Source organism: Bacillus sp. FSL R5-0593 (assembly GCF_038603755.1).
Classification (GTDB): domain Bacteria; phylum Bacillota; class Bacilli; order Bacillales; family Bacillaceae; genus Bacillus; species Bacillus velezensis.
Genome location: NZ_CP152011.1, coordinates 2,762,264 through 2,781,716, shown reverse-complemented (window position 1 = coordinate 2,781,716; position 19,453 = coordinate 2,762,264). Strand labels below are relative to the sequence as shown.

16 protein-coding genes, 9 pseudogenes and 1 other annotated feature are annotated in these 19,453 nt (G+C 39.9%); of the genes and pseudogenes, 15 read left to right on the top strand and 10 right to left on the bottom strand.

Annotated elements, in window-relative coordinates; translation table 11 throughout:
* The first annotated feature begins 168 nt into the window (after positions 1-168).
* The 3 genes from yrkP to psiE are packed head-to-tail and all read left to right on the top strand — an operon-like array spanning position 169 to position 2,611.
* On the top strand, positions 169-864 hold the full coding sequence (gene yrkP / locus NYE36_RS13725; protein WP_094031855.1) for a two-component response regulator YrkP: 696 nt from the start codon (positions 169-171) through the stop codon (positions 862-864).
* A complete protein-coding gene (gene yrkQ, locus NYE36_RS13720) occupies positions 851-2,149 on the top strand; it encodes a two-component system sensor histidine kinase YrkQ (RefSeq protein ID WP_015417874.1) in 1,299 nt (432 codons plus the stop codon). Before yrkP ends, yrkQ begins: the two co-directional genes overlap by 14 nt.
* Before the next feature lie 45 nt (positions 2,150-2,194).
* Positions 2,195-2,611 carry a phosphate-starvation-inducible protein PsiE gene (psiE, locus tag NYE36_RS13715; RefSeq protein ID WP_012118039.1) on the top strand — a complete coding sequence of 139 codons (417 nt, stop codon included), beginning with the start codon at positions 2,195-2,197 and terminating at the stop codon, positions 2,609-2,611.
* Between the two features lie 714 nt (positions 2,612-3,325).
* Here psiE and NYE36_RS13710 read toward each other — a convergent pair.
* Complete coding sequence (locus NYE36_RS13710) at positions 3,326-4,582, bottom strand: amino acid permease (protein ID WP_031378926.1); 1,257 nt, start codon at positions 4,580-4,582, stop codon at positions 3,326-3,328.
* A gap of 130 nt (positions 4,583-4,712) precedes the next feature.
* Between NYE36_RS13710 and NYE36_RS13705 the strand changes: the two genes are divergently transcribed.
* On the top strand, positions 4,713-5,612 hold the full coding sequence (locus NYE36_RS13705) for a LysR family transcriptional regulator (protein WP_094032229.1): 900 nt from the start codon (positions 4,713-4,715) through the stop codon (positions 5,610-5,612).
* A gap of 98 nt (positions 5,613-5,710) precedes the next feature.
* Here NYE36_RS13705 and NYE36_RS13700 read toward each other — a convergent pair.
* The 4 genes and pseudogenes from NYE36_RS13700 to NYE36_RS13685 form a co-directional block, all read right to left on the bottom strand.
* Positions 5,711-6,579: pseudogene (locus NYE36_RS13700) on the bottom strand (AraC family transcriptional regulator).
* Between the two features lie 228 nt (positions 6,580-6,807).
* A pseudogene (locus NYE36_RS13695) lies at positions 6,808-6,923 on the bottom strand (RNA polymerase subunit sigma-70); the annotation flags it as partial.
* A gap of 323 nt (positions 6,924-7,246) precedes the next feature.
* Positions 7,247-7,702 (bottom strand): SMI1/KNR4 family protein, encoded by a 456-nt coding sequence (locus NYE36_RS13690; RefSeq protein ID WP_003152829.1) that lies wholly within the window; start codon positions 7,700-7,702, stop codon positions 7,247-7,249.
* Between the two features lie 11 nt (positions 7,703-7,713).
* The gene (locus NYE36_RS13685; RefSeq protein WP_015417871.1) at positions 7,714-9,567 is read right to left on the bottom strand and encodes a T7SS effector LXG polymorphic toxin; all 1,854 of its coding nucleotides are present in this window, start codon (positions 9,565-9,567) and stop codon (positions 7,714-7,716) included.
* Between the two features lie 146 nt (positions 9,568-9,713).
* Between NYE36_RS13685 and NYE36_RS13680 the strand changes: the two are divergent.
* A pseudogene (locus tag NYE36_RS13680) lies at positions 9,714-9,830 on the top strand (endonuclease); the annotation flags it as partial.
* 279 nt (positions 9,831-10,109) lie between these two features.
* On the opposite strand, the gene NYE36_RS13675 reads toward NYE36_RS13680, so the two are convergent.
* Entirely contained in the window at positions 10,110-10,637 is a 528-nt protein-coding gene (locus NYE36_RS13675) for a PadR family transcriptional regulator (protein ID WP_094032231.1), read from the bottom strand.
* Positions 10,634-11,476, bottom strand: coding sequence for a sialate O-acetylesterase (locus NYE36_RS13670; RefSeq protein ID WP_094032232.1), 843 nt, complete (start codon positions 11,474-11,476; stop codon positions 10,634-10,636). The genes NYE36_RS13675 and NYE36_RS13670 overlap by 4 nt, the downstream gene beginning before the upstream one ends.
* Before the next feature lie 112 nt (positions 11,477-11,588).
* On the opposite strand from NYE36_RS13670, the pseudogene NYE36_RS13665 reads away from it, so the two are divergent.
* Together NYE36_RS13665 and NYE36_RS13660 are read left to right on the top strand one after the other, a co-directional pair.
* Positions 11,589-12,029, top strand: a pseudogene (locus tag NYE36_RS13665) (recombinase RecT); the annotation flags it as partial.
* Positions 12,024-12,203 (top strand): annotated as a pseudogene (locus NYE36_RS13660) (phage major capsid protein); the annotation flags it as partial. The pseudogenes NYE36_RS13665 and NYE36_RS13660, both read left to right, overlap by 6 nt.
* A 191-nt stretch (positions 12,204-12,394) precedes the next feature.
* On the opposite strand, the gene NYE36_RS13655 reads toward NYE36_RS13660, so the two are convergent.
* Complete coding sequence (locus NYE36_RS13655) at positions 12,395-12,838, bottom strand: MerR family transcriptional regulator (RefSeq protein ID WP_015417867.1); 444 nt, start codon at positions 12,836-12,838, stop codon at positions 12,395-12,397.
* Between the two features lie 170 nt (positions 12,839-13,008).
* Between NYE36_RS13655 and NYE36_RS13650 the strand changes: the two genes are divergently transcribed.
* From NYE36_RS13650 to NYE36_RS13625, 6 genes and pseudogenes are all read left to right on the top strand, one after another.
* Positions 13,009-13,860 (top strand): aldo/keto reductase, encoded by an 852-nt coding sequence (locus NYE36_RS13650; RefSeq protein ID WP_015417866.1) that lies wholly within the window; start codon positions 13,009-13,011, stop codon positions 13,858-13,860.
* 99 nt (positions 13,861-13,959) lie between these two features.
* Positions 13,960-14,103 (top strand): annotated as a pseudogene (locus NYE36_RS13645) (class II fumarate hydratase); the annotation flags it as partial.
* A gap of 49 nt (positions 14,104-14,152) precedes the next feature.
* Positions 14,153-14,265, top strand: a pseudogene (locus NYE36_RS13640) (recombinase); the annotation flags it as partial.
* A gap of 55 nt (positions 14,266-14,320) precedes the next feature.
* A pseudogene (locus NYE36_RS13635) lies at positions 14,321-14,587 on the top strand (phage portal protein); the annotation flags it as partial.
* Positions 14,588-14,682: 95 nt separating this feature from the next.
* The gene (locus NYE36_RS13630; RefSeq protein ID WP_265451165.1) at positions 14,683-15,381 is read left to right on the top strand and encodes an aspartate/glutamate racemase family protein; all 699 of its coding nucleotides are present in this window, start codon (positions 14,683-14,685) and stop codon (positions 15,379-15,381) included.
* A 100-nt stretch (positions 15,382-15,481) separates the two neighbouring features.
* Positions 15,482-15,679 (top strand): annotated as a pseudogene (locus NYE36_RS13625) (DUF2634 domain-containing protein); the annotation flags it as partial.
* A gap of 48 nt (positions 15,680-15,727) precedes the next feature.
* Here the strand turns inward: NYE36_RS13625 and sigK are convergent.
* Complete coding sequence (gene sigK / locus NYE36_RS13620) at positions 15,728-16,450, bottom strand: RNA polymerase sporulation sigma factor SigK (protein WP_007408248.1); 723 nt, start codon at positions 16,448-16,450, stop codon at positions 15,728-15,730.
* A 180-nt stretch (positions 16,451-16,630) separates the two neighbouring features.
* Positions 16,631-16,862: a binding site (T-box leader), on the top strand.
* Between the two features lie 46 nt (positions 16,863-16,908).
* On the opposite strand from sigK, the gene NYE36_RS13615 reads away from it, so the two are divergent.
* Both NYE36_RS13615 and NYE36_RS13610 read left to right on the top strand, forming a co-directional pair.
* The gene (locus NYE36_RS13615; protein WP_265451202.1) at positions 16,909-18,165 is read left to right on the top strand and encodes an MFS transporter; all 1,257 of its coding nucleotides are present in this window, start codon (positions 16,909-16,911) and stop codon (positions 18,163-18,165) included.
* Complete coding sequence (locus tag NYE36_RS13610) at positions 18,131-18,601, top strand: GNAT family N-acetyltransferase (protein WP_015417861.1); 471 nt, start codon at positions 18,131-18,133, stop codon at positions 18,599-18,601. Before NYE36_RS13615 ends, NYE36_RS13610 begins: the two co-directional genes overlap by 35 nt.
* Before the next feature lie 15 nt (positions 18,602-18,616).
* Here the strand turns inward: NYE36_RS13610 and NYE36_RS13605 are convergent, their stop codons facing one another.
* Complete coding sequence (locus NYE36_RS13605) at positions 18,617-19,243, bottom strand: TVP38/TMEM64 family protein (RefSeq protein WP_012118035.1); 627 nt, start codon at positions 19,241-19,243, stop codon at positions 18,617-18,619.
* Positions 19,244-19,453 lie beyond the last annotated feature (210 nt).

Below are 19,453 nucleotides of genomic sequence, written 5' to 3'. Positions count from 1 at the left end.
ACAATTTATGAAGGTTCATCATTTTTTTTTAAATGTGACAAAATTGTGGCGGACATCAGCTTTCATAAACTGTTAAGATTTACGTAGTATCTTATAACGTACGTTACTTATGAATGATATATAGTAAGGTGACAGAAATAACATCAAGAATCATGAGGTGAAAAAGGCATGACCCATCGAATATTAGTCGTAGAGGATGATCGGGATATTGGTGATCTTTTGAAGGAATCCCTTACGCGTTCAGGCTACGAGGTGCTAAGAGCCAAGGATGGAAAGCGAGCATTGCAACTTGTGAATGATTCGCTTGATTTGGTTATTTTGGATATTATGATGCCAGGCATTTCTGGAATCGAAACCTGTCAGCACATTAGGAAAACCTCTAACGTCCCAATTCTGTTTCTGACGGCCAGATCGAGTACACTCGATAAAACTGAGGGATTACTCGCCGGCGGCGATGATTATATGACTAAACCCTTCTCGGAAGAGGAACTTCACGCTAGAGTGATTGCCCAATTACGCAGATATACAATCTATCAGGAAAAGAAGGAACAGGAAGAAACATTTCTTATCGGGGGCAAACTGAGAGTGAGCGAAGAATTTAATGAGGTTTGGAAAGAGGAGCAGCAAATCAAGCTGTCAGATCTGGAATATCGTATCCTGAAACTGCTGATGAGCAAACGCAACAAAATATTTTCTGCTCAAAATATATATGAGAGTGTGTGGGGACAGCCTTACTTTTACTGTTCTAACAATACGGTGATGGTGCATATTCGGAAACTGCGCTCCAAAATTGAGGATGATCCGGCACGTCCGGTTTATATAAAAACTGAATGGGGAAGAGGATATCGATTTGGCACATCGTAAATTCACGCTAACCAAAAAACTGGCTTTGCTGATCATGGTTGCTGCGATTGTGAGCGGTGTAATCTTTCTGACGTTGCAAAAGATTACAGATGATCTGATCGAGGGATATCTGAGTTCGGATGAGTATTATCACAAGGAGTCAGCGAGATACATTCAAAAATTCAGTCAGTACGTTTCAGAAAATGGGTTGTCTACATCGGATAGAAAAGCGTTTGGCGAGTGGGTCAAAAAAGAAAATTACATTAACCTCACCATATTTAAGGATCAGGAGCTGCAATATGATTCCGTTTATTCCGAATCGGATTATGGAAAGGAAAAGCTGACTCAGTACGCTCAAAATCATTCACATCCTGTCAAGTTCAGCGATGGTGAAGGACGAGTCATTATCGACGGTTTCTACTCTTCCCGATATTATGATCTGGCCTTTACATTGGATTTGCTCGGTGCAACCCTCATCTTTTTAATCATTGTTCTCTTGGGCATCCGTCAAAGTCTTCGCTACCTTAAAACGCTTCACCAAGAGATTCATATTCTTGAAGGGGGCCAGCTGGACTACGAGATGACGATAAAAGGGCATGATGAATTAGCGATGATTGCAAAGAGCATTGAGGATCTGCGGAAAGCTTTCTTGGACAAACTTAAAGCGATCGAGGAATTGCAAGCAGAGAGCCGCAGCCTGGTTACCGAAATGTCGCACGATATGCGCACACCGCTGACGTCGCTGATCATGAATCTGGAGTTTGCCAAAAAAGAAGGAGGCGAAGCGGGTACAAGCAAAGATCGTTATGTAGCCAATGCTTATGGTAAAGCACTGCAATTAAAAAACTTGTCTGACAATCTGTTTGCGTATTTCCTGCTGAATAAGGAACATGGGGCCGACCTGGAGACCGTTGCAGTGAAAGAAGTGATCTACGATCTAATATCAGATCAGATTGCTATCCTTCATCAGGAGCATTTCCGGGTCCATATTTCAGGCGAGCTGCCGGAAACCTATATTAACGTGAATTTGGAGGAGCTTGGTCGTGTATTTGATAATGTGATGTCAAACTTATTTAAATACGCAGATCCGGAAGAAGAAATCAGCATCACGTTTGTATCGGATCAAGAAATATTTGAGATTCATATCAGCAATACGATTAAACTTGCGGATGTAACACCGGAAAGCAACGGACTCGGTGAAAGAAGCATTGCGCGAATGATGTCCCGCATGCAGGGGCAGTTTCACAGTATACAAAAGAATTCCAAGTACTGCATCGTGCTGCGATTTTGGAACAGAAAGATGTAGGCTGCGGATCAAAACGACGAAAATATTGAAATAGGAGACAACAAGATGAGATTTTCCAACAATTTTAAAAAGGCGCCTTACCTGTTACAAGCGCTTCTCAATGTCTGCCTGTTCTTCCTGGCGATAGCCTTAAGCGGACTTCTGATCAGCGAGACATGGTACATTGTGCAATTCGTATACAAGTCACTGTTCAACAAAGTGGACAGCTATTATGAGATGCTTGGGGAACTGCTTATATTCTTCATGTATTTTGAGTTCATTGCTTTGATTATCAAATACTTCAAATCAGACTTTCATTTCCCGCTTCGCTACTTTATTTATATTGGCATCACGGCTGTCATTCGTTTGATAATCATCGATCATGATCAGGCGATCTCAACGTTCTGGTGGGCGATGGCCATTCTTGCAATGATTTGTGCATTCTTTATTGTCAATAGACGAAATTCTGTTGTTGAACATTAATAAATTAGTTCACTTTATACCGATACGCCACTGAAATGTCCTAATTGTGAATGAGAGTTGGAGCAGAATAAAAGAATTGATGAACTTGTCCCAAGGACATGACATGAACTGCCTGGAAATGAGATTGCTTCTTTATTTTACAAGGAAGAGATTAAAATTTTAATAAATAAGATGAAACAGTTAGGACGGACGTTTATTGTTTTTTCCTCATCATTTATAAATAGAAATGATGGCAAATGAATAAAAGGAGTGTAATGAAAATAACTTTATCAGGACAAACGGCTGTTACATAGCATTACCCAAGGGGTGATGCTGCTTGAACATCAGACTTTGAATCTTAATGATGGATGAAAACTCAAGTTATCTGCAATGACTGAACTTATCATTAGTGATGATTAGTCGAATTTCATTGACAGACAGTATGGATCAAGTAGCATCTTACCTTTTACTCACTTTGTTGATGCAGACAGTGCTTCAAATGTCGGTTTCAAAATGGCAGGAGATCAAGTTAGGGCTAAAGGAAGGGAAAACCCCTTCCTTTTTTACTTGGACAGACTGAAAACAGTGCCCTTTTTCTGGCCAAAATGAATATAAAATGATGTAAATGAGCGGAAGGTGTCCGTAAGTAATCATTGTAAAAGAAATAACTATGTCCTATACAAACTGTAAAATCTCCCGTTCTTGTTTATACATCCAAGCTTGGGTGAGAAATTCTTAAAATCGTAATTTGTCTTGAGAATTAGTAGCGGATTTCTTTAATTGACGCATCCAAATAAAGTGTCGGATCAAATAAAAAGCAGTTATAAGGGCAATCATTAATAAAATCCATATTGATGAGAAAGAAAGGATAATCAAAAAGCTGATAATAAGCATTAATGATAAACTCTTTGAAAACTTACCAGGTAGCAGTTTATATGCAGACAAAATACCGCAAATCGCATTACTAATAAAGAAAGCATTTGCTATGCCGACAATTTGTTCAACATTAATGAAATTTATAAATAAAAGAATAAAAACGATTGCATGAATTAATGTTAATAAGCCTAGGGCTCCAATTGGTATGTTTGTTTTGGAGCGGAAAGAAATCAAGGTTATTTTTTTATTCTCTGAGGCTATTAGACGTGATACTCCGCCAGTAACCAATAAATATGTGCTCATACATAATATTGTTGTGATGAAAGCCATTGTCGGTGAAGCAAACGTTCCAAGCAATGGAATTAAAATAATCGTTAATGTGTGCGCCTGATGTAAATTAATCCATTGATAAGAAGCAGCTACAATGATACAAACCGTTGTGATGACCACTGAGCTTATTACTATTGCTTGGGGAATCGTTCTTTTTCTATTTTTGACATCCAAACTATAATTCCCTATAATTTCCCAACCAACTAGAGCCCAAAAAAGCAAAAGAATACTATAACCAAAATCATCAAGATGAAATGGTGTTTTAATAAAAGCTTTATCCCTCATAAAGGGGATTGAACTAATTCCTCCACTTAACAATACTACTGTGGCAACTGTGGAGAACATAAATGACACTTTTCCTACAGAAGAGATATTCAATAAAAGAACGAATAAACAAATCATCATCAGAATGATTCCATATGTCTCTAGCGGCCAACCATTACTTTTAAACAAAGCCTTTAGATATTGACTGGCTGTCATGAGAACGGCAACTGGCCCCACACTGCCCGCAATAATAAAAAATACAGAAGTTAATTGTTTTATATGTTGTCCAAATGCAAGTTCGACTGTATGCGCAACACCAGATTCATTCGGAAATAAAACACTCAATTTTCCAAACAATGAAGCAAATAGAAAACTCATGATCATCATCATAAACCATGCTAATATGGCATAATCTCCAGTCTTACCATAAATGATTGGTGGAAGCAATATAATTCCCGATCCTAAAATAGGACCAACAATTAATCCGCTTAAAAGCACGGGGCCGAGTTTTCTTTCTCTCACTTTACTTTCCATCCTTTCCTAAACGTGTTTTACGATCATATTCCAATTGTAATTTGTTTCCTTTCATCGGTAAAATAGATATATATGAACTTTTCCATCGGGATTAGTGATGTTCAAAGGGGGAGACATGATGGAATTACGGCACTTAAAAACATTTATAACAATTGTAGAAAAGGGAGGATTTACAAAGGCAGCTGAATATTTGGGTTATGCCCAATCGACCATAACTTCACATATTAAAGATATTGAGCAAGAAATAGGAAAACCGTTATTTAATCGTTTTGGGAAGAAAATGCTGTTAACTGAAGCGGGGGAACTTTTGTTTCCTTATGCAAACGAAATGATCAGGATTTCCGAAAAAGTAAAACAAATACAATCAAACGATGAACCGATCGGTACTCTCGTTATTGGTGCTCCGGAATCTTTAACGGTTTACCGTTTACCTCCAATTATTCACGAATTCAAAAAGCTCTTTCCTAAAGTGAAAATAACATTAAAATCATCGACATGCTGGGAATTAAAAAATGACCTCCGAAATGGGAAGGTGGATTTAGCGTTTCTTTTGGGGTACGAACAAGAGGAAGCTGATTTATATATAGAAAAACTGATAACTGAGCCAATGATATTGATATTCCCTGAACATCATAAGTTGAAAAATATTCCATTTGATGATTTTTATTTTTCATCTGATGAAGTGATTCTATATACAGAACATGGGTGCAGCTACCGTACTTACTTTGAAGAGTATATGAAACACCAAGGACTGGTTTCGGAGAATACCTTTGAATTCTGGAGTGTTGAGGCAATTAAGCAGTGTGTGATGTGCGGATTAGGAATTTCGTTATTACCGTTGATCACTGTACAAAAAGAGTTGAAAGAAAACAAATTAAGTGGATTGATTTTGAATGAAACACGTATTTTAATGCAGGTGGCTTATCATAAAAAAAGATGGTATTCCTTAGCGATGGCTGAATTTATAAATATCGTAAAAAAACATGCGGAATTATGGAAAAGAACTCAGACTTTATAGTCAATGCTCATTAAAGTCTTCGAGTCGGTGCAAAAAGAGGAAGGGATGAGACCCCTTCCTTAAAACCTTTAATTCCTCTAATTTCATTGTAAGATATATTACTTTTTTGAAATGGGTATCCAAATTTCACTTTTAAAAGATGGCGATGTTACATCCTTATGTTCGTTCCACAGGATTTCTGGGCCTTCAATTTGTTCATAATGTGATGATGGAAACCATTCGGAATAAATCCGTCCCCATACTTCCTGCAGTGCATCCGGAAAGATCCGGCTGCTTCGAATACAGCCCACGTTGAGGCAGGGACTTCAAGCTGTGATAGATGATCTGGGCAATGTCTCGTTGTGGCTGCGCCAATATAGTGATTAGCTCTCCGTTTTCCTCTGTCCGGCCTTCAGAAAAGTTCGTGGATGCACTGATGAGTCCTACAGGCGCTACATTAGAAAGCTCTTTTAGTTGATTGATTGCTGTTTCATCTAAACTTTCCCACATCGATGCAATGTCAGGATTCACGCCTTTACAAAATAGGGACTCTTTTTTTAATGCCGACGATGCGAAATGCCTCTTTTTCTTCAATGCGATAGTTCATTTCATTTCCTCCTTTGATTGATAACTGGAAGGTCATTCGCGGATAAGCTTTAAGTGAATGGCCATTATGTTTAGCTTCTGATGGTCTTATGCCATGCAGATTTTGAAATGCTCGTGCAAAAGAATCTGGTGAGTGATAACCGTATTTTATTGCAAGATCAATCACCTTTACGCGGCTGTCTTTAAGTTCAAAAGCTGCAAGAGTAAGACGTCGTCGACGAATATATTCCGATAATGAAATACCTGTAAGGAAGGAAAACATCCTTTTAAAATGATATTCAGAGCAGAAAGCAAGCCTTGCTGCTTCTTTGAAATCAATATCGTTCGTGAGGTTTTCTTCAATATACGTTAATGCGCTGTTCATCCTTTTAAGCGAATCCATTTATTTGACCTCCTTTAACAAAAGAATAACAGGAGCGAAATGTATCTACCCGACATTTCGTGCACAGTTTTGCAGGATAACTTATATGTAATAAATTAAGTGATTCACCTGTATTTGTACAGATAAAGAAAACACCTAATAACTGATTGGGTTTCATAAGATGAAAGAAAGTTATCATTGTTTTATATTGAATAGAAAAAGCCGGGATGTCAGATCGGGCTTTTAAGCTCATTTCCCCTTCGACTTCTTCCGCTTCTCTTTCTCCGCCCGGTAAAACTCATGGAACATTTTCATCAATGCGCGTTTTTAATCCGTGACACATAACTCCTTGAAATGCCGAGCTTATCGAGATGGTATTTATAGACTGAAAGAGCAACATAAAACTTTATTAAAATAAGAGAAGACCCTCTATAGGGGCCTTAACATTAATAAATTTGACATTTTTTATTTGCGTGCCCATTCATTCCATAAAGGTTCTAAGCTGTTTTTTAGGTCTATGAATATCCATGGGTAGAGGGAGAAAAAAATAAGAATAATAACAAAAATATAAGAAGAAAGTTAATGAATTATTAAACATTAATCAATATTCCTCTGCTATTTTTAGAACCTTGAATGCCAAGGACACTCAGAGTTATGTTCGAAAATTTCAGAACTATAGTCAAAAAACTTAATGTTGTTCTTCAAGCTTGTCCATTAAGTCTGTAAATGAATCACAAACATAGCTAATGGAACTTCCCTTATCTTCATTAGCGATCTCATGATCCCAAAAAACAATTACGGGTTCTTGAGAAGACAATCTATAATCAAAACAAAAGAGGTTTCCCCCTGCATCTGTAGCAAAAGGTATGATCTTATCAACTAACCGATCTTTAACATTATCAAGTGTACTAAGGAGATCAATTGGTCGAGTTGGATCTCCTATACTCAGTAAATTGTTTATTGATTCTCGAGAATTTTGGAATGAAACAACCTTTTTATCTATAGGAGAGCATCCATTATGGTCTTTAATGAACTCTCTGTAATCTGTCGGGAACTTGATTTTTAATTTTTCTTCTACCTCTTCGATCTGACTGTTTGTCGCCTCTTTAAAAGTGCTTCGTTTTCTCCATTTAATACTTTGCATTGATTAACCTCCTATTTCTCATCTTTTCCCCAAATTTTATATCCGCCAGTGTGACCAGTTTTAGCATGAATGACTCGATCTACTAGCTCCATTTTTCCAGGAGTTTGATGGTGGTGCCATGTGTATTTCTCTGGTGTTATTCCATCTTGAAGATCAAGTAAATCATCTTCGTTCAAATCAAGCTTCTTAATCAATGATGGATCTTCTTCAGTCTGCTTATATAATTGTTTATTTAATTTGTCAAAATGCTGGTCTCTACTTTTTTTAAAGTCGGCTTTATCAAGTGTGAGTGTATGTTTTGATTCGAATATTGGAAATCCGTCTTTATCATAGGGAACTTTTGTTACTGGATGGACATCATTTTTCAAATGACCCATTCTTAAGTTAATGGTCGTTGTTTTGCCCGCACTGTTTTCGTACGTGTATGGTGCAGCTTTAACAAATTGATCATGTTTGGATTGTATTGCTTTTTTTAATATAGACGTATTCTTTACATTATGCGTATTCTCAATATCTTGTGCTATACCTACAAGTGCTAGATCATCTTTATTTCTAGATAAAGAATTTATGTAGTTTTTCCCTACGGTAATCCCTTTGTTTACATGTCTAGTAGCTGCTTTTTCTCCAGCTCCAATCACTTTATCTACTTTGGCAGCACCGGCTTTACCAAGTTTGCTTGTTACTTTCACAGCAGAGCCAACGCCCTTTAGTCCAACAAGGCTCCCGACCACATAGGTAATATAATGAGATCGTGAGTATGCATCTCCGTTAACCATTTTATCATTCCATGAATCCGCTATGTTTGTCCATATGATTTTTGCATAGGAAGGTGTCTTCAATACAGCTGAAATTGTTTTGGCTAATTTTTGTTCTTCGGAGAGCTGGGAAAACTCCCAAGTCCCGACAGCTAAATCTTTAACGCCAGTCACAGTATCCTTAGCGACATCGTAGAGACCGACTCCAACTCCTTTCAGGACTTCCCATGTGGTTTCACCAACTTCTTCGAGCTGTTGTGCTTGTTCAAGCTGAATCACATATTGCTGCTGGGAAGGTTCAAGGTTTTCATAGCCGATCTTCTTCGCAATTTCCAAATATTCATCCGGATCGGTCACACCGTCGGCGAGTTTTTTCTTCAGATCCTTGATTTCCCGCTCTTTCGCCTCTTCCTTCTTAATTGTCAGGTAAGCGTCTGAGTGTCTTGCAATCTCGCCTTTTTTCTTATGTATGTCACTTTCTCTGTACGCCTTGGCGTTATAATGAAGCGGAGTGGCGTTTTTTCCTTTGCCCGTAGCGTTTTGGAGCTGTTGAAAGTCTGCCTGAATGAAATGTTCATTTGCCTCGGTTTCTGCGTATTCTTTCGTTAGATCGTGATCAAGCTTTCCGAGTTTATGTATGGTATCGTTCCTTTTTTTATCTGCTGACTCAAGCTTTTGATCGACATCTTCTGTAGAGAAAACATCAAGATGAATGATATCGCTGATTTCATCAAGGATACCTTTCATTTCATTGCGCTGCTCTTGCATGATGGCTTGTGATTTATTCTTCGCATGAATCAACTCATGTTCTAAAAATGACTCTTCCACAAACGAATCGGCCAATCCCGCATCAGTTACTTTTCCAGAAAGACTGTTAAGAAAAGCAATCTTCATATCGATCAGATCAAGCCAGCTGTCTGTGACACTAGCGTGATCTTGAAAGAATGCTTTGATGTTATCAGCACCTTTGCCCGAAAACTCATTGTCATCTAAGTCAGCCATTCCCTGAAAAGCTTTCCTGAGATTGATAAATTGTTCTCTAATCTGATCATATTCTTTTGCTCGCTTTTCCGCTGCTGAGATTAACGAGGATGCTTCAAATACTTTCATATCTGTCTCCTTCCCACTTAATCTTATCTAAATTTTACCACATCATATTACATGTAAGAAGCTTCTTCCTTTTGTTAAAGATACTTTCTTAGGAGATTTGAACTTTAACAAAATCTTAAAATAGGATTAATTCAGTTGATGAAAAATTGAAGAAATGGTTAGGCATTGGTGCATTATCTCTAAGCTTTTCTTTGGCTGCATGTGGGTCTGAATCTGCTTCTACAGATAAAACAGATTCAGATAAAGCTAAAACAACAGGGCAAGCAGCAGTTCAGCGGAAGATGGAGAAAAATCAGTTGACTTACTTGAATACTGAATAGGTGTAAAAAGCGGTTATTCATACGGATTGAAAAAGAAGAACACGCAGCAGATTCACTTGCTCTTGTTTGGGGCAAGTGTTGACAACCCCATTACTGGTTTAATTAAAGAAGGGGTATAAAACCTGTATCAATGATGTTACGAGATATCTGCGACACAGGTTTTATATGCAGGTAACTAATATTCCTATATATGTAACATTGCATTTTTTGTGATGCAATAGTTCACTCTATTTCTGCTTTCAATTTTTCGAACCACTCTAAATTAACCAAGTGATGTGAACGGGAATTTTCATTCATGCGGCGAAAGTAATTGATTGTGCCGGGAATTTCTTGAGTGATGGACAGGTATTTATCAAGGAGCTCGATTCGAGTTTTAGTCTGATCGATTTGTGATTGGATCAGATCCAGTAATTTATTTTTGTCGAATTCATCGGCAAAGAGTAACGCCCCATAAAATTGCAGGTTCACATATTCCGATTTGGTGCCGTATTTGATCATTAATTTTTCGAATTCTGCCCTTCCCGAATCTGTGACTTTAAAGTTGCGGATTTCACGCCCGCCGGTTGAGGGTTTCTGCTGAATCTGTTCAATCAAACACTTTTCTTCAAGTTGCTGCAGATTGTAATAAAATGAACCTTTCGTGAAGTTAACGATGTACTTGTAATGACGTTTTTCCATTAAGGCCAGAAGTTCATAGCCGTGAGCTCCGGGGTTTTGGATGAGCAAGCCAAGGATAAGTAAGGGAATCATGGTTTCATCACCTTCGCCATCCGCGCTTCAAATTCCGCGTACGTGATTTTACCCGAAGCCAAATCCATACTATGAAGGTAAATCTGTTCTGTTTTAGAATAGTCACCATTCACTTTCAGTGATTGCTCCTCTCCCGAAATGGGTTTCAGGATATGGTACTTTTTCGAAAAAGCCTCGAAATAACGGTAACCGAATTTGCGTTGTGAAGCTGCGTCTAAATGAATGCCATCAGGATTCGCAGTCAAACCTGCCGCAGTAACAAAATAACAATTCTGTTGTTCATCAGCAAAACGCAGCAATTGTTCATTAACCTGTCGAAATTCAGTCGCGTGCTGTCCAAAACCGGTCTTCCCAAGAAAGTCACCAAGCCCTCCAATAATCAACGGTACCTCATCTAATTCCAACTCGTTTCTTAGCGTCCCGATGATAAGAATTAATTTCTCGTAATAAGTTTCATGCAGCGAACGATAACTGTCACTCTCACCTTGATGCCAAAGAATTCCGCAAATTTGACTGGATCGGAGGGCGAAGCGGGCTTCGGACAAAGCATGCTGAAAAAGGATGCCTTCCGGATGCCAGTCATTCAATGAACTGCCACCTTCCGCACACGGGATCAAGCCAATTTCTTCATCGGGATGAGCTTTCGACCATGCATCTGCAAAAGATGCCGCCAGGCCAACGCCGGAAACCGGACGGTCGTAATTAATCGGCTCTGTCATCATCTGCCACTGTCCATTGCGCAGCATTTTTATTTTTTCATTATAGATAGGGTCTACTTCATTCAAAAATCCACGGCCCGCCATATTCGACTGCCCCAACATTAAAAAAGACTTTATCATCTAATTTTTCACTTCTTTACATCAATATTTTAGTCTAATTAGACTATAGTCAATTCAGCTTGTCTTGTAAAGTTTCAACTAGGTTTTATTAGTATGTATGAAAAGCGTTCCTGTGGCAGCTACACTCGACCTGCCTATACATAAAAACTTAGGGTTATGCCTGGATAGGCTCAATTCCAGCTTGGGTACAAAGGGTACATACAGCCTGCTTTGCGAACAGGCCAATATAAGTCTATCAATTGCATACCGATTCATGAAGGCGAATTGCAGAAGTGGAATCCGCTGATTGAGGAGACGAGATCGATTTTGAAAAGCGTGAATTCAGACGTAGTGATTGGTTATGCAGCTTATTTTGAGTTGATAAATGGCTTCCGAAAAACAGTGTACTGGACAAAGGTACAAGTAGAAAAGCACAAAAAGAAATTCAGTAAGTCTGATGTTGGATGGAAAAATGACTGGGATGCGATGGCAACTAAGTTTTCGAGCCTTCAAACAAAGAAAATACAGAAAACCAAGCGTGCGAGAAGCCGATCCTTTTGACGGCAAGCCTGTTCAAGCTTCAACTTTTATTCGAATGGTTCAAGACATGCCAACGATTTTAAGAGTTGCGCTGACTAAGGATCAAAAGTCTGTTCCATCAATTAGTACAGTTAACTTAAGCACAAAAGAAGTAATTGCTGAAGTTAACATTACCTATGACACACTTGAAAACAACATCGAACAAGAAGTCGCATCTGTATGCGACTTCTATCATTTTCTAATTAATAGAAAGTAACCATAAGAAAAAATTTAAGGACTTGCAGCCCTATGGCCGTATAAACAAATTTAATCCCTCATAATATGTCATCAAACTTAGCAATATGGATTCTAATTTAGGAGTTTAAGAGCGATTGATGTGTTCATAAATGTCTTTCACATCTACCGGACAGTGGGTGAGTAAAATACGTCACTATGCATATGCTGTATTTTTTCCCAGTTGGCGGGATTCGTTGTATCAAAAGAGCGGTGCTCCATAATGGCCTGATATAGGGCGGTTTTTTGTTCCAAATGTGCAATGTGCTGTTTGGCTTCTTCGAGCTGGGCGAGCGCATCTTCTTTATGCTCCATCATGAGTGTGTACCGTTGTGGAATGGTCGAATCTCCTTCAAGACAGAGATTCACGTACGTTTTAATGACTTCAATCGGCATACCGGATTGCCTGAGGCATTTGACGCCAAACAGCCAGTTGATTGATTCTTCATCGAACAAACGGATATTGTTTTTATTGCGCTGTACGCTCGGCACCAGGCCTTTATCCGTGTAAAAGCGCACCGCATGCTCAGTGAGTCCGGTTATCATCGCTGCTTCTTTGACTGTATGCATGGGTAATCCTCCTTTAAAAATTTTTTAAAAAAGTGCTTGCCTTCGTGTTACACGAAGATAATAAGCTTATTATAACGCAAACCAGCCGCAGCGGAATTCATTCTGCAGTGCCCGATTTTCGGGATGCGTGCCGTTTGTCGTTCTACATTTGAACAATAGGAGGAATTACAATGCAAACCGTAACATTAAACAATGGAGTGAAAATGCCAATTATCGGCTTCGGTGTATACCAAGTCCCCGATGCTCAAGAATGTGAAAACGCAGTATATGAAGCACTGATGGCCGGTTATCGCCTGATTGACACTGCTTCCGGTTACCTAAATGAGGAGGCAGTCGGACGTGCAATCAAGCGGAGCGGCGTATCGCGTGAGGAGCTGTTCATTACGACCAAGCTCTGGATTCAGGATGCCGGCTATGAAAGAGCCAAGGCGGCATTTTCCAAATCTTTAAATAAGCTGCAGCTGGATTATCTTGATTTATACCTTATTCATCAGCCATACGGCGATTACTACGGCGCTTGGCGCGCGATGGAGGATCTGTACCGCGAAGGAAAAATCAGGGCAATCGGAGTCAGTAACTTCCATCCCGACCGTCTAATGGATCTGATCATGCATAATGAAATCGTGCCAGCCGTCAATCAAGTCGAAACGCATCCATTCTGCCAGCAAAAAGAAAGTGCTGCTTTTATGAAAGAGCAGGGAGTTCAACACGAGTCATGGGCACCGTTCGCTGAAGGACGCAATAACATGTTCAGCAACGACGTGTTGTCTTCCATTGCGGAAAAACACAATAAATCCGTCGCCCAGGTCGTGCTGCGTTGGCTTGTTCAGCGTGAAGTCGTTACGATTCCAAAATCGGTGCGCAAAGAACGGATTGTCGAAAACTTTGACATTTTTGATTTTGAGTTAAGTTTAGAGGATATTGAAAAAATTTCCACGCTTGATAAAGGAGAAAGTCTTTTCGGGTCGCACCAAGATCCGGAAATTGTAAAATCGATAGGCGCCATGAAATTCGATCTGTAAGCTTTGTCTAATAAAACAGTTAAGTTTAATGAACTTAAAAGGTTAATCCCATGGATTACACAGAGGATATCGATACTACAACTTAGGGATTAGAACCTTATCGGGTATGAATATTATTCGAAAATTTCCAAGTTTGTTCATAAGGAAGGGTTAATGCTAAAAAGACTGCGTGCAACTTACATTTTAACGGAAGAACAATTTGATGAGATGGTTAAACCAGAAAATCTGAAACCTAATATTTGAATCTTTTAAGATAAAAACTAGTTACTAATCAGTAACTAGTTTTTCTTTCAGCCAGATCGAGATCTGCATAAAGAAAGCAGGGACTGAAGTATGCCTGTGAAGGATTTTCTGAGGAGCTTTTTAGAGCGTCCGGCGTTGAATCGTTTGAGAGAGGACGCAAGTTAAGGACTTATAAGTCAAGTCATTTGATACCAAAATGCAGTAACGAATGAGAAAAATGATTTTCATAACTGTCACATCTCTTTTTCTATATTCTGACTTTATTGATTCTGAGTCACCGGTGGATATTATGCCGGCTGAAGTGATTTCCGTTTCATCTATTGAAATAAGGCATAATGGAAATGACAAATTAATAATACCTGCTGATTTGATTATTATTCCTAAACGGTGGCGCTCTGGAGAAGATGAAGGACTGAAAATGGGTGGGAATTTGATGGTTGTCTCCTTAAAGGGCGGGCAATCATTTTTTATTCTCGATAAAATTTATGATAATAATCCTGAAAAAATAAATAATTGTAAAGACCTAATCTATGCTATAGAATAACTATAATATTTTGAAAATTTCATCCGAGGTGGGTTATGAAAACTATTGGTCTTATTGGCGGAATGAGTTGGGAATCTTCAGCTGAGTATTATCGAATTATCAATGAAGAAATAAAAAAGAAGTTAGGAGGGCTTCACTCGGCAAAATGCCTTTTATACAGTGTTGATTTTAAGGAAATTGAACATTATCAATCCATAGGAGCTTGGGATAAAGCAGGTGAAGCTTTAGGTCAAGTTGCAAGATCATTAGAAAAAGCAGGTGCAGATTTTATTGTAATATGTACAAATACTATGCATAAAGTTCTTGGATATATCCAAGAAATGATCACTATACCTATTTTGCATATTGCCGATGCAACTGCAGAACAAATTATTAGACAAGACATTCGCTCAGTAGGATTGCTAGGTACTAAATATACGATGGAACAAGATTTTTATAAATCACGTATTGCGTCTCATGATATTAATGTCATTGTTCCTGATGATGATGAAAGAGAATTGATAAATAATATTATTTATCAAGAACTGTGTCTGGGTGAAATTAAACAGTCTTCCAAAAACATTTATAAGAAGATCATAAATAATTTGGTGGATAGAGGAGCAGAAGGAATCATTCTTGGATGCACTGAAATTGGACTATTAGTAAAGGTAGAGGATTCAGAGGTGCCATTATTTGATACGACTTTAATCCATGCTCAAAAAGCAGTAAATAAATCCCTTTCAATTTTTTCTTAGAATGATTACTTCCTATATGTTAAAACCGTTCTTTAGGAGCGGTTTTTATTATGGTTCATTCAATCAATAAATGGAGGAACGTTATAGGAGTGATCTTATCATGACCCTTTCCTCAGAAATTGAATTTGATGATATTGAAGATGACAGCGAAGTCATAGGGACCTCTCAAACCTACAAAATAGATTTTGAAAATGGCCGTATCACAAATGAATTCATCACAGGCCTTGACGCGATTAAACAGTTTGTATATTTGTCCCTTCATACTGAGCGCTACGCATATTCTGTTTATAGTCATGATTGAAAAAATAAAATAGAAAAAGCCGGGATGTCAGATCCGGCTTTTCGCTCACTTTCCCTTCTTCTTCCGCTTCTCCTTCTCCGCCCGATAAAACTCATGAAACATCTTCATCAATGCGCGTTTTTCAATCCGCGACACATAACTCCTTGAAATGCCGAGCTCCTTTGCGATCTCGCGCTGCGTTTTTTCTTTTTTTAAATCAAGCCCGAAGCGGCCGACGATGACTTCTTTTTCGCGGTCGTCTAAAATATCGATATATTTTTTGACCTTTTCAAGTTCCATGTTGAGCTGAATGGTGTCGATCACATCTTCGCTTTCCGACTTGAGGACATCGATCAGGCTTATTTCATTCCCTTCTTTATCCTGGCCGATCGGATCATGAAGGGAGACGTCTTTTTTCGTTTTTTTCAATGCGCGCAGATGCATTAAAATCTCATTTTCGATACATCGTGCGGCATATGTGGCAAGCTTCGTGCCTTTTCCGGCTGAGTAGCTTTCAATTCCTTTAATCAGCCCGATTGTACCGATGGAGATCAGATCTTCTGCGTCCTCTCCCGTGTTTTCGAATTTTTTCACAATATGGGCGACTAAACGGAGATTATGTTCGATCAGCATGTTGCGGGCGTGTTCATCTCCTTCAGCCATAAGGTCTAAGTATTTTTTCTCCTCATTATTTGAGAGCGGTTGTGGAAAGGCATTATTTTTCACGTATGATACTAAGAACACAAGTTCTTTCACAATAAACCCGAGCGCTGCAAAAACACCTGTCACCGTCCTCACCTCCACAAAGTTATGTAGGCAAAAGCCTATATGTAACTGTATGTGGCAGTCAGGCTGTTTGTGTCTGTACAGGGAAATTAATCAAAGGCAGGTTTTATTTCTTACAGCCTCTTGATTTTTGCTGATTGAGCCTGTATATTGTTAAAAAAAGTAAGGGTGAAAAGAATATAACGAAAAGCGCTGAAGAGACGAGTAGACAGATATCATTCATGACAGAGAGCTCCGGGAGCTGTGAAGGAGTATGAATGGATGTGTTGAAACAAACCTCTTAGCTTCGCATCGGAATCATGAAACACGAGGATGATGCGGCGGATACTCCTGTTACCGAGTAAGCTTTGTACCCGGCTTAGGCCGGCACCAAACCGAATTGAGGTGGCATAGCGGGCTGTTTCCCGTCCTCAAGACTTTATTGTCTTGAGGGCGTTTTTTATTTTTAAGGGAGGGATAAGATGAAAAACCTGAAGTCTTGGCGGTACCCGATGCTTCTGTTAACCGGAATCGGGATAGCAAATATTGGTGAATGGATCTATTTTTTGTCTCTTAATCTTATTGTCTTAAAAGAAACGGGGTCTGCTTTTGCGGTTTCCATCCTTTATTTAATCAGGCCTGCGGCTGTTTTGATGACAAATGGGTGGGCGGGCAGCATCATCGACCGGTGTAACAAACGGAATATGATGATGTCGCTTGATTTCACCCGGGCTGCATTCATTGCCGTTCTGCCGCTGATGGTTACTGCACGGTCTTTATTTTCCGTTTATTGTATCGTATTTTTGATTCAAATGGCCAATGCGATGTTTCGTCCGTGTTCCATGGCGTATGTGACGATGCTTATTCCGGCTGAAAGGAGAAAACGATTCAATTCACTAAGGGCTTTGTCGGAATCAGGGGCTTTTCTCCTCGGGCCGGCTGCGGCCGGGCTGCTTTTTATCGCCGGCACGCCGATTTTTGCGATTTGGGTGAATGCGGCGGCTTTAGTGCTGTCCGGTTTCATTACGATGATGCTGCCGAACCTTGAAAATGAGCCCCACGTACATTCTCCCGCACAGAAGCTTTCTTTGGCAGTGTACAAAGAAGATTGGAAGCTCGTCTATCGCTTCAGCCGCACGGCGCGAAACGTCATGATCATTTATTTTTTATTCAGTCTGGTCATGACCGTTATGCCATCCGCGCTTGATTCGCTTGAAGCCGCTTTTGCAAAAGAGGTTCTTCAGCTGACTGATGCCGATTACGGTTTTCTTGTCAGTGTCTCAGGGGCAGGCATTATTGCGGGGGCGCTTGTCAATGTGTTCTTTAATAAAAAAATGCCGGCTTCTTTATTGATGGGAATGGGCTCTTTATTCACAGCGGCCGGATATATGATTTATGCGTTTTCTGACGTTTTTTGGACGGCTGCTTTCGGATTTTTCCTTCTCGCTTTTTTTCTGGCGTTTGCCAATACAGGCTTTCTGACGTTTTATCAAAAGAATGTTCCGGTGGACATCATGGGGAGAGTGGGGAGCTTTTATTCATTAGTCGAAGCCGTCTTCATTATAGTGGTAACGGCGGCTTTCGGAGCGGCGGCTGTCAGTTCTTCCGTCCGCGGCATCGTCATCGCAGGGGCTGCTGTTATGCTGGCGTTGGCAGCCGTTTTATGCTCGTTCTTATTTGCGGCCTCAAAAAAGAGGACTCCCGATGTATTTCAAGCGGATCAATGTAAACAAACATAAAGAGACGGCCGTTTCATTTCGTGAGGATTCGTTTTTCGTCAGCTTTGGCACGGCGGATCATTTTAATAAGGATGAATATCTCAGGTGGCTGTCATCCCAAATCAAATACTCACCCGACAATTTTAAGCTGCTTCTTCATAACGGGCAGCCGATCGGACAGCTTGAAGCTTCCATCAAATTTTACCGCAGCCAAAAAACCGGTTATATGCACCTTTACTATATGACTGAGCAGCAGAGGGGAAGGGGGTGCGGAACAAAACTGTATCAATACGCGAATCAGTTTTTCAGAGCGAACGGTGTTTCGGAATATCACCTGAGAGTTTCGCCGGGCAATGAAGCGGCTCTGTCATTTTACAGAAAGAAAAACATGGAAGTGATCGGTTCAGAATGTAACGGAAAAGTTCTCAGAATGAGAGGAGCCGTACCGCCGGAATAGGGGGCGGTACGCGCTTCATTTTTTCGTTGTTTTTAAAAGGCCGGGAAACTTCTTATAAATGACCGCCATTAAGACGAGCATATACATTCCGTAAATCCCGAAAGACAGCAGTTTGTTGCTTGTAAATGAAGCGCCTGCGACGGTCACGATCACAATGTTCGGAATTTTGCCGAGCACCGACGCAGAAAAAAAGATCGGCCATCGGATATTACTCAGCCCGCAGACGGTATTCATGGCAAGCGACGGTATAATCGGAATCAGCCGCCCGAAAAGCACCGCCGTAAACGCGTGCTGATGAAATGAATCTTCATATTGGGCCGCTGCCGGGTAAGCCAGCAGCTTTTTTCTGGCCCAGTCTCTGAATCCGTACCGGACGAGAAAAAACAATGCCATTGTTCCGAGCATCGCGCCTGACAATGTAATCCACACCCCGTTTACAATCCCGAAAACCGCTCCGTTTAAGGCCGCGATAATGGCGAATGGAACAATCGGAAAAAATACGTCAGCTGCGACCAGAAGGATACTCATAAGCACGGCGTACATGCCGCCCGCGCGAATCATGCTGAGCCAGACGTCTTTTTGCATAAAGCCGATCATCACGACAGCAATGATGACGGCAAGACTGAATCCCTTTTTTATCATCTGCACGTTCACCTCTTGTCAATTAGTATACAGCACAAATCTATCTCCTTCTATTAAAATAAGCTGTCCGATAAGCGTATTTGATTTATCAGCATTTGCCGTTTGATGAGAAACGGCTGGCACCCGGGTTTGGACAAAAACAAGCGGGAAGCGGGTGATGTGCATCATTTGATGCAGAGAATGATTTTTATAAAAGGGGACACGTTAACA

Bases quoted from the DNA above. Each gene is read 5' to 3' on its own strand.
- yrkP (WP_094031855.1), top strand. From the start codon at position 169: ATGACCCATCGAATATTAGTCGTAGAGGATGATCGGGATATTGGTGAT.
- psiE (WP_012118039.1), top strand. From the start codon at position 2,195: ATGAGATTTTCCAACAATTTTAAAAAGGCGCCTTACCTGTTACAAGCG.
- NYE36_RS13705 (WP_094032229.1), top strand. From the start codon at position 4,713: ATGGAATTACGGCACTTAAAAACATTTATAACAATTGTAGAAAAGGGA.
- NYE36_RS13690 (WP_003152829.1), bottom strand. From the start codon at position 7,702: ATGCAAAGTATTAAATGGAGAAAACGAAGCACTTTTAAAGAGGCGACA.
- NYE36_RS13685 (WP_015417871.1), bottom strand. From the start codon at position 9,567: ATGAAAGTATTTGAAGCATCCTCGTTAATCTCAGCAGCGGAAAAGCGA.
- NYE36_RS13675 (WP_094032231.1), bottom strand. From the start codon at position 10,637: ATGATTCCCTTACTTATCCTTGGCTTGCTCATCCAAAACCCCGGAGCT.
- NYE36_RS13670 (WP_094032232.1), bottom strand. From the start codon at position 11,476: ATGATAAAGTCTTTTTTAATGTTGGGGCAGTCGAATATGGCGGGCCGT.
- NYE36_RS13655 (WP_015417867.1), bottom strand. From the start codon at position 12,838: ATGCATACAGTCAAAGAAGCAGCGATGATAACCGGACTCACTGAGCAT.
- NYE36_RS13650 (WP_015417866.1), top strand. From the start codon at position 13,009: ATGCAAACCGTAACATTAAACAATGGAGTGAAAATGCCAATTATCGGC.
- NYE36_RS13630 (WP_265451165.1), top strand. From the start codon at position 14,683: ATGAAAACTATTGGTCTTATTGGCGGAATGAGTTGGGAATCTTCAGCT.
- NYE36_RS13615 (WP_265451202.1), top strand. From the start codon at position 16,909: ATGAAAAACCTGAAGTCTTGGCGGTACCCGATGCTTCTGTTAACCGGA.
- NYE36_RS13610 (WP_015417861.1), top strand. From the start codon at position 18,131: ATGTATTTCAAGCGGATCAATGTAAACAAACATAAAGAGACGGCCGTT.
- NYE36_RS13605 (WP_012118035.1), bottom strand. From the start codon at position 19,243: ATGATAAAAAAGGGATTCAGTCTTGCCGTCATCATTGCTGTCGTGATG.